We start from the raw sequence: 17354 nt of genomic DNA, 5'->3' as shown, positions 1-17354 counted from the left end.
CTCTGGGGAAAATCTCCCAGAGGTCTTCCTTTACTCCAGCCCCAACCGGTGGCGGAAGTAGGGGATGGTCAGCTCCAGGCCCACTGGCAAAGGGATCTGGGGCTCCCACCCCAGCAAGGCGCGGGCCTTGTTGATGTCGGGCCGGCGCTGCTTGGGATCGTCGGTTGGGAGAGGTCGGTGGACGATGGGAGAAGAGCTGCCGGTGAGGGCCAAAACCTGCCGAGCCAACTCTAGAATGGTGACCTCCTGCGGGTTGCCCAGGTTAAAGGGGCCGGGATAAGGGCTGTTCATCAGGCGCACCAGGCCCTCGACGAGGTCGGAGATGTAGCAGAAGCTGCGGGTCTGGGAGCCATCTCCATAGACGGTGAGGGGATCCCCGCGCAGCGCCTGGACGATGAAGTTGCTGACCACGCGACCATCGTCTTCCCGCATGGCGGGCCCATAGGTGTTGAAGATGCGGGCCACGCGGATCTCCGTCTGGTATTGCCGCTGCCAGTCAAAGGTTAGGGTTTCGGCCAGGCGCTTGGACTCGTCGTAGCAGGCCCGCGGGCCGATGGGGTTGACATGGCCCCAGTAGTCCTCCGGCTGGGGATGCACCTGGGGATCCCCGTACACTTCCGAAGTGGAGGCTAGGAGGAAGCGGGCCCCCGTCTTTTGGGCCAGCTCCAGGAGGTGGTAGGTGCCCCAGACGCTGGTGCGGATGGTGCGGATGGGATCCGCTTGGTAGTGGGGGGGAGAGGCAGGGCAGGCCAGGTGGTAGATTTGCTCAATGCCAGCTTTTTCCAGCTCCGGCGGCAGCGGCTCGGCCACGTCGTGCCACAGCAAGGTAAAGGCGGGGTTGTTGCGGTGGGCCCGCACGTTCTCCTCTCGCCCCGTGTAGCCGTTGTCGAGGCAGATAACCGCGTGGCCTTCCTGCAGAAGGCGGCTGACCAGATGGGAGCCGATAAACCCCAAACCACCCGTTACCAGAACCTTCACCAGCCCACTCCAATTAAGGTGATGCCCGCCTGTTGAAGGGCCTGCCGGTCAAGGCAATTGCGGCCGTCGACGATAAGAGGCCGCCGCATCAGCTCGGCAAGGCGCCGGTAATCCAGCGACAAGAACTCCGGCCACTCTGTCACCAGCACCAGGGCGTCGCAATCCTGGGCCAGGCGGAACACGTCTGTTTCCACCACCACATGGGCTAGGCCCTCCCGCATTCCCGAAGCCGAGACAATGGGATCATAGGCTTTTACCTTGGCCCCCAGGCGGTGGAGCTGCTCAATTAAGGTTAGAGACGGCGCATCCCGCAGGTCGTCAGTGTGGGGCTTGAAGGTGAGGCCCAAAAGGCCAATGGTCTTGCCCTTAAGCACCTTAAGAGCCTGCTGCAGCTTTTCCACCAAGCGCTGCCGCTGCTCGCGGTTGACCTCGACAGTAGCCCGCAACAGCTTGGCCTCATAGCCGTAGTCAGCCGCCGTCTGGATCAAAGCGGCCAAATCCTTGGGGAAGCAGCTCCCCCCCCAGCCTATGCCGGCGTTGAGGAAGGCGCGGCCAATGCGCTTATCGAGGCCAATCCCTTCGGCCACCTGGAGGATGTCGGCGCCGGTGCGCTCGCAGATATTGGCAATCTCGTTGATGAAGCTGATCTTAGTGGCTAGGAAGGCGTTGGCGGCATATTTGATCATCTCGGCGGAGGCCAGGTCGGTGACCAGCAAGGGCACGGGATCCCCGCCCAAGCCTTGCTGGCGGCTGAGGATGGGCTCGTAAAGTTGCCGCAGGATCTCGATGGCCCGGGGGCTGTTGGAGCCAATCACGATGCGGTCGGGGTAAAAGGTATCGTGGATGGCGCTGCCCTCCCGCAGAAACTCGGGGTTGCTCACCACGTCGAAGGGCGGCACCCAGGGAGACCTGTCCAAGGTAGCCAGGGAGGAGGGGGTGGGATCCCCGCCCGCTATGGCCATCTTCTGTTTTTCTGCCTGGCTGCCTAGCCGCTGCTTGGCGGCCTCTGCCGCCCCGTCCAGAATCAGCATGCGCACCCAGTCGCCGGAGCCGATGGGGACAGTAGACTTGTTAACAATAACCCGGTAGCGGTCGTCTAGGTGCTGGCCGATCTCCCGCGCTACAGCCTCTACGTAGCGCAGGTCTGGCTCGCCGCTGGGCAGAGCTGGCGTCCCTACGGCAATGAAGATGACCTCGCTGGCCTGCACCCCCAGGGCAAGATCGGTGGTAAAGTGCAGCCGACCGGCCTCAGTTCCAGCCCGCACCAGGTCTTCCAGGCCGGGCTCGTAGATGGGCAGGCGGCCCCGCTGCAACCCTTCAATTTTGGCAGGGTTGTTGTCCACGCAGATAACGCGGTGGCCTATTTGGGCTAGACAGGCGCCGGTTACCAACCCCACATAGCCGGCCCCCACGACCGCCACGTCCATCGCCTGCCGCTCCTTCCTGTCGATCCTCGGTTCTAAAGTACCCCATCCCCTGGGATTACCTATCCCCTTATAAAGTCGGCTCCTAGGAGGAGGTTAGTGGCAAAATGAGGCTAACGGACTTCCGCCTGAGGCTCCCCAGCAGTGAGCTGGCCCAGCTCTGCCGCCATAGCCAGCCGCCGTCAGCGCCAGGTGCAGAGGGTGCTGTACGTTACGTTGGGGCTAAATAGCCTGGTGTTTGCCATCAAGTTAACCCTGGGGCTGGCGACGGGATCCCTAAGCTTGGTGGCCGATGCCCTGCACAGTGTTACCGACAGCGCCAGCAACCTCCTTGCCCTGGTGGCGGTCCACTTTTCCTCGCCAGAGCCGGATGAGGAACATCCCTATGGCCGCAGCAAGTTTGAGGCAATCGGTGCCCTGGGGATCGCTGCCCTTTTGGCCATGGCTTGCTTCGAGATCCTCAGCGCAGCGGTGGGACGGTTTTTTAAGCCCCTGCCTCCCCAGCTCCAGATCGACGGGCTGACCTTGACGCTAATGCTGGGGGTGCTGGGGATCAACCTCTTCGTAGCCTTCTATGAGCGCTCCTGGGGCAAGGCTCTGGCTAGCTCGCTGCTCTTGGCCGATGCCCGCCATACCCTCAGCGATGTCTGGGTAACCCTGACGGTATTGCTGGGTCTAGCCGGGATCCACCACTGGAGGATCCCCTGGCTGGATCAGGTGCTGGCTGTGCCGGTGGGGCTGCTGGTGTTCTGGAGCGCCTGGGAAGTACTGCAGGAAAACATTCCCGTTTTAACCGACCGGGCGGCCATTCCGCCTAAAACATTGCGGGAGCTGGTTCTCAGCTTGCCTGGCATCCTCGACTGCCACGACATCACCTCCCGCGGCATCCCAGGGCGGATGATCTTCATCGAAATGCACATGGTGGTGGAGCCACTGGACGTTGAGTCGGCCCATCGCCTCACCGAAGCAGTGGAACACCTGCTGCAGGAGCGCTCCGGTGCGGGTCACCATCCACCTGGAGCCGCTCTGAAAGACTTATACAACCCCGGGCAAAAGCAGACTTTCGCTCGGCGTTGAGGCTTTCTTCCTGCTTCCACGACCCGTGGCTAGTGGCAGAGTCCACCCCTACCACCCCGCCAGAGGGATCTCCACAGGCGTAACTTCCCCGCGAGCTGCAGGTAGATGCTCCTTGCCCTTAGAAGGCACACAGGCTAAAGACGGAGCCAACTTTAGCCTAGGCAAAACGCCTACTCAAGAAGATTACCTGCTAGCCTACTAGCTCAGCCCATCTACGTCAAGGCAGAAGGTTAGTTGTGCCACAAAGTGGCCAATTGTCCGGTGAATCAAGGACTAGAGGAGATCCCTAGCCCCACGGTCAATCCGCCCAAGCCGCAGAGTTCGCCTTGCGCCAAGGGGCCTCCTCACCAGAGCTCTTCTTGGGTTCCTTGCATTCCTTGCCCCACCCGGGTTTAATGGGGGTAGACAAGAGACCGCAGCACCCGTACCTGTTGCTGCACTCCTGTATGCTGCAGGCTAGCTTCCCCTTTGGGAAGTCCTAGGAATTGGAAAAAAGAAAAAGGAGGGCGCCTTGAGCCTGAGAGTTGCCGTGGTGGGGGGCGGGCCAGCAGGGGCTTCTGCAGCCGAGGTTCTGGCTCAAGCCGGGATCGAGACCTTTTTGTTTGAGCGGAAGCTGGACAACGCCAAGCCCTGCGGAGGCGCTATTCCCCTCTGTATGGTTTCGGAGTTCGACCTGCCGGAGGAGATCATCGACCGCAAGGTGCGCAAGATGAAGATGATCTCGCCCTCCAACTACGAGGTGGACATCGCCCTCGAAAATGAAGGCGAGTACATTGGCATGTGCCGCCGCGAAGTCCTTGACGCTTTCTTGCGCAACCGCGCCCGTCAAAAGGGGGCAGAGCTCATTCACGGCAAGGTGATGCACCTGGAAGTCCCCAAAAATGGCCAGGATCCCTACGTCTTGCACTACGTCGACTTTTCCGGCAACGCGCAGCAGGGGGTACCTCGCTCGCTGGCGGTGGATGTGGTGATTGGGGCGGATGGGTTCCACTCGAAGGTGGCAGAGGCCATTGGTGCCGGGGACTACAACTATGCCCTGGCTTTTCAGGAGCGCATTCGCCTCCCCGAGGACAAAATGGCCTACTATGCTGAGCGGGCAGAGATGTACGTGGGAGACGATGTCTCGCCCGACTTTTATGCCTGGGTGTTTCCCAAGTGCGACCATGTGGCGGTGGGTACCGGCACGATGAGGGCCAACCAAGCCCAGATCCAAAAGTTGCAAGCCGGGATCCGCGCCCGCGCTGCTGACCGGATCCGTGGGGGCCAGGTGATCAAGGTGGAGGCCCATCCCATTCCAGAGCATCCCCGTCCGCGCCGCGTAGTGGGCCGGGCCGCCTTGGTAGGAGACGCAGCAGGGTATGTAACCAAGGCAAGCGGCGAAGGGATTTACTTTGCTGCCAAGTCGGGCCGCATGTGCGCCGAGGCTATTGTTGAAACTTCCAACGGCGGGAAGCGTATCCCCACAGAAGAGGATCTCAAGCTCTATCTCCAGCGCTGGGATCGCCAGTACGGCCTGACCTACAAAGTCTTGGACATTCTGCAGCGGGTGTTCTACCGCTCCAACGCCACCCGCGAAGCTTTTGTCGAGATGTGCGCCGACCGGGATGTGCAGCGGCTAACCTTTGCCAGCTACCTCTATAAGACGGTGGTGCCGATGAGCCCCTGGGTGCAGTTCAAGATTACCGTTAAAACCCTGGGCAGCTTGCTGCGGGGCAACGCCCTGGCTCCCTGAGGGAGCTTTACTGCCACTGGAAGGTAACAGTAACCCGATCCCAGTTGGCGTCCGTTTTCAGCACGCTGGCAGAAGCTTTCTGGCCAGGAGGTACATTGCTGGGCTCAAAGGCGGCCACGCGCGTATCGACGACTTCTCCGCCACGGTAGAAGGTAAAACGGGCGCGGGCGTTGAGGACAGTGCGGTTGCTGCGGTTGATGGCCTCCACACTCAGGCGACTGCCAGCCCCTACCCGCTCTTCGCGGATTGATCCCACAATCACCAACTCGCCCGGGTTGGGTCCGGATGCCGCAGGCGTTGGGCTTGCAGGGGCAGAGGGTTGGGGGGTGGCGCCTTGCTGCTTCAAGAGCTCCAAAACGCGGGCCAGCTCCTGCTGAAAGAAGACAAACGCTTCCCGCGATTGGTTGGCCACCTGGGCCAGGATCAGCCGATCCGCTTCGGTCAGAGGGATCTCCAGGAGGGGATTTGGCCCTTTTAGGGTAACCCGGATGCTGGCAACCTCCTGGTTGATGAACTTATCCAGATAGGGAAAGAGATTAAGGATGCAATCTTGAAAAGATCCCAGCGGCAAGGTGCTCTTGTTGGTCAGCACCAAGTCCGCCCGCTCGCAGCTAGCCCGATCCGCCAGCTCAATTTCCAGGGGCACCCGAAAGGAGCCCGGACTGGTGTTGGTGATGGTAACCCGAGTGCCGGACACCACCTCTCGCCAGCCATGGATAACTTCTACGCTGGGGCGAGTCACCTCTTCCGTGAAGTACTCTCCCGCCCAGGCAGGGGATCCGCAGAAGGTGAGCATAGAAAGCAACGCCGCCACTGGGCAAGTTCGTCGCCAATTCACCTTCACTTTTCCTCCCTTGCAGATCTGGGACACTGCCTGCCCCTGGCAACAGCTTCTAGCGTCAACTAAGTCCGTCTAGGGTAAAATCGAGAAGTTCAAAGCGTTACAAAACTTTGGGCCTGCCGACCAGTGCGGCCGTGTTCCTCGCTTAACTAGGCAGTATGGCTAGATCCCTAGCTTCGTGGCTCAATCGGCTTGCCCTCCTGCGAGGCCTAGTCTTTATCCTAGCAGTGGTAGTGGCTCTCACCTACTTGGGCTTTAGCCGAGAAGTTCGCCTCGGCCTTGACCTCAAAGGCGGGACGCAGCTTACCCTGCAAGCTCTGCCGACGCAGGAGGTGCCTGAGATTACTCCCGAAGTGATGCAGAGAGTGGAGGCTGTTATCCAGCAGCGGATCAACGGCCTGGGGGTGACTGAGCCTTTGATTCAAATCAGTGGCCGGGATCGTCTATTCGTGCAACTGCCTGGGGTAGCAGATCCGGATCGGGCGGTTGCTCTTTTGGGCGACACAGCCCAGCTGGAATTTCGCAAGGGCCTAGTTCCGGTCAGCGCCCTGCCCCGCAACGAACGGGGGGAGGTAACAGCCGGAGAGAACCCCGAAGCCTTGTTTGAAGGGGTCGGCCTCACCGGGGATCTGCTGCGCAACGCCTATCCCCAGGCCCCTCGCCGCGGCTCCCAGAGCTGGGAAGTGCTGCTAGAGTTTAAGCCGGAGGGGGCTGAGAAGTTTGCCCAGGTCACCCGAGAGCTGGCTGGCACGGATCGCCCCTTGGGGATTTTTCTGGACGAGGTGCTCATCAGCGCCCCGATCGTGGGGCCGGAGTTTGCCCGCACTGGCATTACTGGCGGAACGGCGGTGATCACAGGCAATTTCACGGTGGAAACTGCCACCGACCTAGCGATAAAGCTCAAAGCGGGGGCGCTGCCGGTTCCAATTCAGGTGATTGAAAACCGCACCGTCGGGGCCACCCTAGGAGAAGAAAGTGTGCGCCGCAGCCTCTATGCCGGTATCGGCGGCCTGGTGCTGGTGTTTGTGTTCATGGTGGCCTACTACCGCCTGCCGGGACTCATTGCCGACATCGCTCTCCTCATCTATGCCCTCTGTACGTTTGCTTTGTTCCAACTGCTGGGGGTGACCATGACCCTGCCAGGAGCCGCTGGCTTCATTCTCAGCATTGGCATGGCGGTGGACGCCAATGTGCTAATCTTTGAGCGCATCAAAGAGGAGCTGCGGGCGGGCAAGTCCATCTACAAGTCCATCTCGGAAGGGTTTAGCCGCGCCTTTAGCAGCATTCTCGACAGCAACGTCACCACCCTTTTGGTCTGTGGCGTGCTCTTTTGGTTGGGGATGGGGCTGGTGAAAGGTTTCGCCGTAACTCTGGCTATTGGCGTTTCGGTAAGCTTCTTTACGGCCATTACCTGCACCCGCACCCTGCTGTTGGCGGCAATGGGGATCCCTGCCCTGCGCAAACCTGAACTCTACGGCGTTCGCATGGAGGCGGCCCAACCATGACCGCGCAAGAGCTAGCAGGCGGATCCTCGCGGTTGCTCGACTACCGCTTCGACATCGTCGGGCGCAGCAAGCTCTGGTTTACCCTTTCCTTGGCGGTCTTGCTGGTGGGGCTGGCCAGCATGGCCTTTTCCCTGGCTTCTCTGGGAACTCCCCTGCGGCTGGGGTTGGATTTTTCCGGCGGCACCTTGCTGGATCTGCGTTTTGAGCGGCCTGTCACCACCGACGAGCTGCGGCGGGCGCTGCAGGAACATGGTCTGGGAACCAGCATCATCCAACTGGACACCCAGACGGGCCAGGAAGCCCTGATCCGCATGCCCCCTCTGACGGAGCAAGAGCGCCTGGCAGTGGAAGACACGCTGCGGCAGCGGGTGGGATCCTTTGAGCGCAGGCTGGTGGAGACGGTGGGCCCGACGGTGGGGCGTTTGCTCTTGCGCTCCGGCCTCGTGGCCGTGCTCATCTCCTTTGGGCTCATTGTGGTGTATCTGGCCCTGCGCTTTCAGTGGGATTACGCAGTGTTTGCCATTGTGGCCTTGCTGCACGATGTGGTGTTGACCACAGGGCTGTTTGCCCTTTTGGGCCTGACGGCGGGCATGGAGGCGGACAGCCTGTTTGTGGTGGCGCTGCTAACCATCATCGGCTTTTCCGTCAACGACACGGTGGTCATCTACGACCGCATCCGGGAGAACCTGCGTCTAGTCAGCCGCCGGGTCAGCTTTGCCGAGGTGGTGAACCTGTCTTTAAACCAAACTTTTGCCCGCTCCCTAAACACCACTCTGACGACGATGCTGCCCCTGGTGGCCATTGCCATTTTTGGCGGGGCCACGTTGAAGGGGTTTGCGATTGCTTTGCTCATCGGCTTTAGCTTGGGGGTCTATTCCAGCATCTTTATCGCCAGCCCCCTGCTGGTGTGGTGGCGGCAGCGGCGCTATGGCAGAAAGGTGCCTTCCAGCGCAGAGGGGTAAGACGGCAGCAGCGGCCTACCAGTGCAGTCGCTGTCCATGGGCAACCAGGTAGCGCTGCAAATCGGCCATCTTGCCCTGCGGCACGATTTGGGCCGGGGTCAAGCTGGGATCCTGGCTACGCAACCAGGCCACAATGAGCCCAGCTGCTGAGCCGATGGTCCACTCCCCGTAGTGGGTGCGGGTAGCGGCGTTAACAATGTGGCTGACAGCGATCCCTTTGCCGCCAATAAGCAGGTTATCCACCTTCTGCGGGATCAAAGCTTCCAAGGGAATGAGAATGGGGCGAACGGAAAACTCGCTGACCGGCGCGGAGCTGGCCGACCGGGAGGGCTCCCAGTTGCGGTAGCGACAGCCGTGCATGTCGATGGCGTAGTGGGTGATCCCGACAACGGTGGGTCTGAAATCCCGCCCTCCGCTGGCGCCAACCCGGATGTCCTGCTCCAGTATCATGAATTCCGCCTGGCCGTAGGCAGCTCGCCCCAGGATGCGCCGCCCCTCTCGGATGTAGGGGTAGAGGCTGAGGCCAGAGCGGGTGCCCAGCAAGGAGTCTTCGGCAAACACCAGGGAGAGGGGATAGCCGGGCCGGGATTGGGTTTCCATCAGCCACTCGGCAAACAACAGGGCGTGGTTTTCTCCATCTTTGAGGGCGGAGACGTCCAGCCCCCCCAACCAGTTGTGGCGCTGCCCCGAGGCCACCAGCCGCTCTTCGGTCAGGATCAGGGGCGGGTTCATCAGCCCCCAGTCGTTGCCGCGGTTCCAGTTCACCAGGGTCAGATCTCCGGGAACCGGGGTGCCGTAGAAGGGATCCGTGCGGCCCTTGCTGACGATGCGGCGATAGTTGAAAAAGCTCCGGCCGCTGAAGGTGGGAAAGCCCTCCAGGTCAAACTGGCGGCGGTGTTCGGCGCGGGAGTAGCCCGGCTGCAGCTGGGCCAGCTCGGCGCGGGAGCGGCCGCCATCGTCGCGGATGGCCAGCACAAAGGGAAAGGTAAAGGCCTGGGTACACTCCGGGTTGCTGGCCGGGGCGGCATTGGGCTCTCCGGTTAGATCCCGCCCTTCCGAGCCCAGCCGGTAGGGGATGCCAGCCCAGCCCACCAGCTCGCCGGTATCGGTGGCGTCGATGACGAAGAAGGGACGGCCCGGCGGTGCCTGTAGCCGCAGCACCCGTTTGGCAAACACTTCCGTCTCCTGCCAGCTATACCAGCTCACCAATTCGCGCCACAGCCGTCCTGGCGGCACGAAGTTGGGATCCCGTGGTTGTCGCTGCACAGCATAAATGCTCTCAATCCGGGAGCCGTCGGCGCTGAAGGTGGCCCCCTTAAAAGCCGTCTGGGTGGCCCAGCGACTCTGGGGAGCATGCTGAGCTGCCTGCCGCAGCCAGGTATCCACCGCCTGCAGACCTGCCTGGGGCGGAAAACACAAGCTCCCTACCCAGCAACTGTTGATCTTGGCCACGCGGGTGCCGGGCGGGATCCCTGTCCAGGACGGGAGATGCACCGGCTGGCTTTCAATGAGGGCCTTAAACTCCAGCCAGTGGCGGGAAAAATTGCCCCGCTGCCGCATGAGGAGAGACTCATCGAGGGCCGATACCCCTTGGGAAGTGATCTGCCCCCCTAGCCAGGGAGTGAGCTCGATGAGGCAGGTTTGCACGCCCCCCCGCATGGCTTGGCCTGCTGCCGCCACGCCCCCCAGAGATCCGCCCACCACCACCAGCTCGCACTCCCAGATCTCCTCCGGCTGCGGCAGGGGATCCAGCAGGGGCCAGCCGTGGGCGGTAAAACGGGGCAGCTCCGGCGGGGATCCCCCTTCCGGCTGGGAGAGGGCGGCAAACCCTGCCCCGGCCACAAAGCTCAGCAGCGACAGGATCCCCAGTCCCAGAGCTCGTTTCTGGCTAAGTCTCCGCTGCGCTGCTCGGATCCCTCTGCTGGCCTTGCTCACTGGAGCCCCACCCCCCACGCCGCGCCAACACCTGCTTAGACAGCGATCCCAAGCCTATGAGGAGAATACTCGACAAGCTGCCCCCAGGGGTCAGACTGGGCAAGCTACAGGGCATAATGGGCTAGCAACTTGTCTCCAACAGGGATCCACAGCACTATGGGACGGGCAAAGAAGGTGGTTTTGGCCTACTCCGGCGGCGTTGACACCTCCGTCTGTATCCCCTACCTCAAACACGAGTGGGGGGTGGAATCGGTGGTTACCCTGGCGGTGGATCTGGGGCAAGGAGCAGAGCTGGAGGCCATCCAGGCCAAGGCCCTTAGGGCAGGGGCAGAGCAATCGCTGGTGCGGGAGGCTGTCCAGACCCTAATTACCGACTATGCCTTCCCCGCCCTCCAGGCCAACGCCCTCTACGAACAGCGCTACCCTCTCTCCACTGCCCTAGCCCGACCCCTGATTGCCAAGCTCCTGGTGGAGGTGGCAGAGGAAGTGGGTGCCGACGCAGTGGCCCATGGCTGCACCGGCAAAGGCAACGACCAAGTGCGCTTCGACCTGGCCATTGCCGCCCTAAACCCTAGGCTAAAGGTGCTGGCCCCAGCGCGCGAGTGGGGCATGACCCGCGAGGAGACCATTGCCTATGGGGAGCGCTACGGGATCCCCATGCCGGTGCAGAAGTCCAGCCCCTACAGCATCGACCTCAACATTCTAGGCCGCAGCGTCGAAGCCGGGATCCTGGAGGACGCCGACCAAGAGCCGCCGGAGGAAGTGTATGCCCTCACCCGGCCTCTTTCTCAAACCCCCGACGAACCCGCCTATGTGGAGATTGCCTTTGAAGAGGGGATCCCAGTGGAGCTGGACGGGCAGCGCCTTGGCCCCCGAGTCCTCTTTGAGCGGCTCAATGCCTTGGCCGGCAGCCACGGCGTGGGCCGCATCGACATGATTGAGGATCGGCTGGTGGGGATTAAGTCGCGCGAGATCTACGAGTGCCCCGCTCTAACTGTGCTCATTCAAGCCCACCGCGAGCTGGAAAGCCTCACCCTTCCCCGCGAGGTCCTCCACTACAAGTACGGCATCGAGACCACCTACAGCCAGTTGATCTACAACGGCCTTTGGTATTCGCCGCTGCGGGAGGCTCTTGACGCCTTTGTCCGCACCACCCAGAAAAGCGTCACCGGCGTCGTGCGGATGCGTCTGCACAAGGGCCAAGCGGTCTGCGTGGGCCGCCGTTCCCCTTACTCCCTCTACAACCCAGAGCTGGCCACCTACGGGGAAGGGGATCAATTCGACCACCGAGCTGCCGAAGGCTTTATCTACATTTGGGGCTTGCCTACCCGTGTTTGGGCTGAGGTTCACCGCTGGCGCGAAGGGAGATAGGCCTATTCCGCCGGCGTTCCCGAGCAGATGGCTGTTCTTGTCTAGGTTCGGCGGAAGTTGTTGACGTCTAGGGCTGGCAACTCTACCTGTTCCACCTGAGGTCGAAAGCCCAGCCAAGGGGTGGCCAACTGGGCAAAGCGCTCTGGATCCCCGCTGACATAGAAGCGGTGCGGTTCGTCATGGGGTGCTGTTGGGGGCCGGCGGAGACCCCAGAGGCCGAGTTCACGGGCTAGCGAGCGCACCAGGGCCACGCTGGGATCCACCCGCTTGACCGAAGGGGGCAGCAGAGACTTCAGCAGGGGATCAAGGAGAGGATAGTGGGTGCAGCCGTAGACAAGGGTGTCGATCCCCTGCCGTAGAAGCGGCTGTAAGTAGCGTTTGGCGGCCTGCTGCAGCTCGAGGCTGTTCAACTGACCGGCTTCGATGAGGGGAACAAACGCCGGGCAGGCCTGCTCCCAGCAGTGGACAGGCTGGGGAAAGCGCTTGGGATCCAGGGCGCTGTACTCACGGATGGCCTTGGAGTAGGCGCGGCTTTTAACCGTAGCCGCCGTGGCAATGACCCCAATGCGGGATCCTTGGGCCAAGGCCGCCTGGGCGCCGGGCAGGATGAGGCCAAGGATGGGTAGGGCAAACTCCTGCTGCACTTGCTCTAGGGCCAGCGCCGAGCTGGTGTTGCAGGCCATCACCACGACTTTCACCGGCTGCGCCTGCATCCAGCGTAGGATCTGGCGCACGAAGGTCAAGATCTCCTCAGGCGAGCGATCCCCATAGGGCAGCCGCGCCGTATCGGCAAAATAGACAAGGCGCTCTTGGGGCAATTGCCGCCGCAGGGCCCGCCAGACGGTGAGCCCCCCCAGGCCACTGTCAAACACCCCAATTGGCCAACTGGGATCTGGCTCTCTTGTCCACCCCCAACGCATGCTCCTTCCTCCCTCACTACCTTGGCCTAAGCTGCTGTATCCTACCCTGCCTTGAGACGGGCGGCACGCTCTAGCGGTTGCGCAAGAAGGTCTCGATGCCCTCGGCAATGGCTCCCGCCAAAACGGCCTGGTATTCGGGGGTGGCCAACTTTCGCCCTTCCGTGGGGTTGGTAACATACCCCAGCTCCAGCAGCACCGAGGGCATGCCCACGGGCGTTTCCCGCACCATGAAAAAGCGGGCCCGTCGCACCCCCCGATCCGCAGCGCCAGTAGCTCGCACCAGGCTGCGGTGCAAGATTGCTGCTAGCTCGGCGCTATCCGGCCGTAGGTAGTAGGTCTCGATGCCGTGGACGCTGGAGCGATCCAGAGCGTTGGCGTGGATGCTCACCAACAGCGTGGCGTTGGCCTGCACGGCTATATCCACCCGCGGCCGCAGCAACACCTCACGGTCGTCGGTGCGGGTCATCACCACCTCATAGCCCCGCTCCTGCAGCAGGTGTCGGACCTGGTGGGCCACAAGGAGCACAATGTCCTTCTCCAAGATCCCATCTACCCCAACAGCACCGGGATCCCGTCCCCCGTGGCCTGGATCCAGGGCAATAACCGGCCGGCTTGGGCGAGGACGGGAAGCCTGGGCAGGCGGCTGCGGCTGGGATGTGGGAAAAGGAGCGCCTAGAGGACGCAACTCCAAAGTGATGCGGCGGGATCCCTGGCCGGGATTGGGCTCAAAGACATTGAAGTCCTCGGCGGGCTGCACCAGAATGCTGACCGTGCGGGCATCTTCCTGCACAAGGCGGATCCGCTGCACCGGTCCCCCGACCGGCAAGCCGGGATCCGGCAAGGACTCGGGCAGGCGCGCTGGTGCCACGTTGATGCGGTAGCTGCCGCTTTCGGGATCCCAGCCAGCCCGGTAGAACATAAACCCATCGGCGCTGATGATGAGCTGATTTCCCCGCAGTTCCACAGAGCGCAAGGTGGCCAGCGGCCCTTGGGAATCAGTTAGGCTGATATCAGGCAAAAGGCTGGCCTGGGCAGCACCCCCAGCAGGCTGGATCCAGATTCCTCCCTGCTGTGGGTCGTAGCGGGCCTCCCAATCCCCACTGGAAGGATCCACATCCAACACCACGCGGGCAATCGTAGGCTCGAATTGCCCAACACGCAGCCGCAAAACCCCCAAGCGGTTGACAGGATAGACCCGCTGGGTGAGGGCAGGACTAAGGGTGGTGTTGAGAAAATCCACAACCACCCGATTTGGATCGAAGAGGCGCCGCACCGTGGTGGAAGGGTTGCCCTGGGTGCGAATGAAAAAGCCCTCCGCCTGGGGAGAGATGGCCAAGATCTGATGGCTGGAACGGGAGCTTGCAGGAGGAGGGAGTGGTCTGGTTTCAGGGCGACGGGGCGGCTCTAAGGATGGGGACGAGGCGGTGGACTCCTGGGAACCAGGGGGAGGGGGAAATAGCGAGGCAGGGAGCGAGGGTTGCTCGGGTTGGAGGAACTGAACAGCCCAGCGGGAAGGGCTGGCGGTAAGGAGTTGCAGTTGGTCAAGGCTAAGGGGCTGGTCCGGCTGCAGGTGGAGGACAAAGCGGGTGATGGTCGGGGTGAGCTGTTTGATCTCCAACAAGGTAACTCGCCCTGGAAAGGTCTGGCTTTGGGGCTCGCGTCCAAAAAGGGTGTTGGGAAAATCCAGAACCACCCTAGGAGGGTTTTGCAGCACAAACAGAAAAGGCCGCACCTCTCCTTGGGTGTTGACCTCCAGCCATCCCCGCTGCGGGTCGTAGTGCCAGCGGTCAATGCGAGACAGACCGGTAACGGTAGTCAGTTGGGCTTGAACGGGCAAGGGGGAAAATAGACCCGCTCCAGCTAGGCCCCACAGCAGCATTGCTCCCCAAAGGGAGCACGGCTTGGGATCCCATCTTATTCCCCGCTTGTCCAAGCCAGGCATACCGTCCACCCACTCTGCCTACCTGCTGCCCTCAACTATACCAACCTCCCCCCAAGGCGACCTGAAGGGAGCGCCCTCTTGCTGCTGCCGGCGGAGCTAGCTGAGGATAGTGGGGATCCTTCCCCTGAGATTTCGCCAAGTCATAGGGCAGTGACAGGCCCACCCGATCCTCTCTCTCTGGCCCGCGCCGGTAATAGTCAAGCGATTGTGCAGGTTGTCCGCTTGGAGCTGCTGCGGCAAAAGTGGCCTGCACAAGTTCGCTTTGCTGATAACACCCTGCACATCTACCTGCTGGGATCCCTTCCCGGACAACCCTCCCCTCAAGTGGTGACCGCCCGGCTTTTTCTAATGTTGAAGCAGCTGCGGATCCCACGGCTGGAACAAGTGGAAATTTGTGCTTTCCTTGGCTCCCAGTTGCTCTGGCGACGCAGACTGAGAATAGGCTCCCGGCGGCGTTGGGATCGGTTTTCCTTCGATAACTGGGCAGTCAACGCTTGGGCTTACCCGGCTGCATTTGTGGTGGCCCTGATGGTAAACAACATAGGCTTGTTGCAGTTGTTGCATTTGCCTCTTCACATTTGGATCCACGAATTTGGCCATGCCACCGTCGCCTGGTGGAGCGGGTATCGGGCTTTGCCTCTGCCCATCGGCTGGACAAGCGTTAGCTCGCAGAGGGATCCCTTTGTGTATTTTGGAATCCTCTTTTTACTGATTCTACTCTTCTGGTCAGCCCGCAAGGAGCGGATTGGGTGGCTGCAGGTGCTGGCCATCTTTCTTGCTCTATTGCAGTTTTACATGACCTGGCTGATGCCCAATCGCACCTGGGAGATGTTGTTTGTCTTTAGCGGCGTTGGAGGAGAATTTTATCTCAGCACCTTTCTGATGGCCAGCTTTTATTTTCCCCTGCCAGATCGTTGGCGATGGGACTCTTTGCGATTTGTCGTGCTGGGGATCGCGAGCAGCAGCCTCTGGAAAAGCTTTTGGCAGTGGCATCTTATTCAGCAAGGGTTAGCCCCGATTCCTTGGGGAACCCTACTAGGCGGCCAAGGAGATGCTGCTGGGGATATGAACCGCCTGGTTTATGAGTTTGGTTGGAGCGAAAGCCAAATTGTCCAAACCTACAAAAGCCTAGGAAACTGGTGTGTCTTGTTCATATTGGGCTTGTATGTCTTTTTTCTGCTGCGCATGAACAATGAGACTTGGTTGTCTCTACAAGCAAGATTTATCCTCTGGGTCGATGCTCTTTTTGAACCGAGTAAGCATCGCTAAAAAAAGCCATATCTTCTCACCTTTTTTGGGAAAAAGACTGAGTCGAGGCGCAGCAGCGAAGGCTTTAGATCTTGCTCAAAGTGACTGTAGACCAATAGACTTGTCGAGGGCACTAGAAAAGAGCCAGAAACCCTCGGTTAATGGGAGATCTCTCTCAGAACGCCTGCGCAGTACTGTCAATGTCCTGGGGCTAGATTCAGGCGCTTGGGATTAAACTCTGTTGCTGTGATAGATGGTGGCAATCTGTAGGGCTGTAGTACAAATATTGGGGATCCTAAAATGCCCTGAAAATCGTTGTGAATTATGTGGGTCTCATTTGCACAGCGGCTCCCTGGAGGGACAACAGCAAGAGGTGGGTGTATTTAAACAGCATGACTCAGGCAGGAGCCGACCTGGCTTTCCATCCCCCTCCCTGCAGAAAGGGGTGCTGGCTAGTTGAGATCCTCGTCTTATCTTACTGCTGGCAGGATCCTGAGGGTGGAGGTTGCATTCATTCTTAGGCAGCCTCTGGAGTACCAACTTCCAACTGTTGCCGATTCCCCTCACCCAGGCTAAACTGGCTACTACCCAGAGGGCGAGATCTCGGATCAACTGGCGCGTTAGTTTGCCCACCTCAAACCAAGGGTGACTCACCCGCAAATACCCCAGCAGTGATCGGCTCTGTAAACTGACGCAGCCAATGCCACCGGGCACCGTGGGCCAGATAAGCCACTCCAGGTCAATGTGGCTGTCCTCTAGGGTGCTAGCTTCCAAGCTGTGGCACCAGCAGCACCGCTGTAACTGGCCAGCCGCTGCTGTGTCGCTTGGAACTGGAGCTAGCTGTGGACACGAGGCTCAGGGTGGAGGGTAGAGAGGATCTCGGCTTCTACTTGCAGCAGGGTGTCCAGACGCTCCTGCACCTGGTCGGCGGGGAACTGTGCCAGGGCCAGATCCAAATACAACTGCCAGTGCCGTTCTTCAGCCGCTGCCAGCCAGAGGTAAAACTGCCGCAGGTCGGGATCGGGGAGGTGAATTCCCAGCAGGCTTAGGCGTTCGTGGCTGCGAGCTTCGATGATAGCGGCCACTAGCAGTGCATCCAGAAGACGCTCTGGCTCATGGCGGCGCAGGTGCTGGTTGAGGCGGCTGGCGTAGGGAGCCGCTGGCAAAGGCCTAAGCGGGATCCCCAGCCGCTGCAGATGGCGATGGACTCGCTCAAAATGCTGCAGCTCCTCCCGCGCTAGCGGCGACAGAGCTTCCACCAGCTGCCCGTTGGCTGGGTAGCGGAAGAGGAGACTGAGGGCGTTACCCGCCGCTTTTTTCTCGCAGTTGGCGTGGTCTAACAAGACGAGGTCGAAGTGACGAATGGCCTGATCGATCCAGGCCGCAGAGGTAGGGGAAGCCAGTTGGAGGGTAACCACA

The 17354-nt window shown here is 60.9% G+C and carries 13 protein-coding genes; 6 read left to right on the top strand and 7 right to left on the bottom strand.

What is annotated here, in order from left to right; genetic code table 11:
- Positions 1-30 precede the first annotated feature (30 nt).
- Entirely contained in the window at positions 31-978 is a 948-nt protein-coding gene (locus NW812_RS03800; protein WP_414394198.1) for a UDP-glucuronic acid decarboxylase family protein, read from the bottom strand.
- Entirely contained in the window at positions 975-2405 is a 1431-nt protein-coding gene (locus tag NW812_RS03795) for a UDP-glucose dehydrogenase family protein (protein WP_414394196.1), read from the bottom strand. Before NW812_RS03795 ends, NW812_RS03800 begins: the two co-directional genes overlap by 4 nt.
- A 141-nt stretch (positions 2406-2546) precedes the next feature.
- Here NW812_RS03795 and NW812_RS03790 point away from each other — a divergent pair, with 141 nt between their 5' ends.
- Both NW812_RS03790 and chlP read left to right on the top strand, forming a co-directional pair.
- Positions 2547-3479 carry a cation diffusion facilitator family transporter gene (locus NW812_RS03790; RefSeq protein WP_414394194.1) on the top strand — a complete coding sequence of 311 codons (933 nt, stop codon included), beginning with the start codon at positions 2547-2549 and terminating at the stop codon, positions 3477-3479.
- Positions 3480-3990: 511 nt separating this feature from the next.
- Positions 3991-5211, top strand: a complete 1221-nt coding sequence (chlP, locus tag NW812_RS03785; protein ID WP_414394192.1) for a geranylgeranyl reductase — start codon at positions 3991-3993, stop codon at positions 5209-5211.
- A gap of 7 nt (positions 5212-5218) precedes the next feature.
- Here chlP and NW812_RS03780 read toward each other — a convergent pair whose 3' ends face one another.
- Entirely contained in the window at positions 5219-6049 is an 831-nt protein-coding gene (locus NW812_RS03780) for a hypothetical protein (protein ID WP_414394190.1), read from the bottom strand.
- Between the two features lie 161 nt (positions 6050-6210).
- Between NW812_RS03780 and secD the strand changes: the two genes are divergently transcribed.
- Both secD and secF read left to right on the top strand, forming a co-directional pair.
- Positions 6211-7557: a protein translocase subunit SecD gene (secD, locus tag NW812_RS03775; RefSeq protein ID WP_414394188.1), complete on the top strand. Its 1347-nt coding sequence runs from the start codon at positions 6211-6213 to the stop codon at positions 7555-7557.
- Positions 7554-8519 (top strand): protein translocase subunit SecF, encoded by a 966-nt coding sequence (gene secF, locus NW812_RS03770; RefSeq protein WP_414394187.1) that lies wholly within the window; start codon positions 7554-7556, stop codon positions 8517-8519. Before secD ends, secF begins: the two co-directional genes overlap by 4 nt.
- A gap of 15 nt (positions 8520-8534) precedes the next feature.
- On the opposite strand, the gene NW812_RS03765 is transcribed toward secF, so the two are convergent.
- Positions 8535-10454: an FAD-dependent oxidoreductase gene (locus NW812_RS03765; RefSeq protein WP_414394186.1), complete on the bottom strand. Its 1920-nt coding sequence runs from the start codon at positions 10452-10454 to the stop codon at positions 8535-8537.
- 156 nt (positions 10455-10610) lie between these two features.
- Here NW812_RS03765 and NW812_RS03760 point away from each other — a divergent pair, with 156 nt between their 5' ends.
- Positions 10611-11825, top strand: coding sequence for an argininosuccinate synthase (locus NW812_RS03760; protein ID WP_414394184.1), 1215 nt, complete (start codon positions 10611-10613; stop codon positions 11823-11825).
- A gap of 41 nt (positions 11826-11866) precedes the next feature.
- Here the strand turns inward: NW812_RS03760 and murI are convergent, their stop codons facing one another.
- Both murI and NW812_RS03750 read right to left on the bottom strand, forming a co-directional pair.
- Complete coding sequence (gene murI, locus NW812_RS03755) at positions 11867-12745, bottom strand: glutamate racemase (RefSeq protein ID WP_414394182.1); 879 nt, start codon at positions 12743-12745, stop codon at positions 11867-11869.
- A gap of 70 nt (positions 12746-12815) precedes the next feature.
- The gene (locus NW812_RS03750) at positions 12816-14624 is read right to left on the bottom strand and encodes an N-acetylmuramoyl-L-alanine amidase (protein ID WP_414394181.1); all 1809 of its coding nucleotides are present in this window, start codon (positions 14622-14624) and stop codon (positions 12816-12818) included.
- Positions 14625-14837: 213 nt separating this feature from the next.
- Here NW812_RS03750 and NW812_RS03745 point away from each other — a divergent pair, with 213 nt between their 5' ends.
- Positions 14838-15956: a hypothetical protein gene (locus NW812_RS03745; protein WP_414394179.1), complete on the top strand. Its 1119-nt coding sequence runs from the start codon at positions 14838-14840 to the stop codon at positions 15954-15956.
- 815 nt (positions 15957-16771) lie between these two features.
- Here the strand turns inward: NW812_RS03745 and NW812_RS03740 are convergent.
- The gene (locus NW812_RS03740; RefSeq protein WP_414394178.1) at positions 16772-17353 is read right to left on the bottom strand and encodes a tRNA-(ms[2]io[6]A)-hydroxylase; all 582 of its coding nucleotides are present in this window, start codon (positions 17351-17353) and stop codon (positions 16772-16774) included.
- Position 17354: the final 1 nt, after the last annotated feature.

The organism is Synechococcus sp. O70.2 (assembly GCF_047462135.1).
In the GTDB taxonomy this organism is placed as follows: Bacteria; Cyanobacteriota; Cyanobacteriia; order Thermostichales; family Thermostichaceae; genus Thermostichus.
This window is presented reverse-complemented; position numbering and strand designations above follow the sequence as displayed.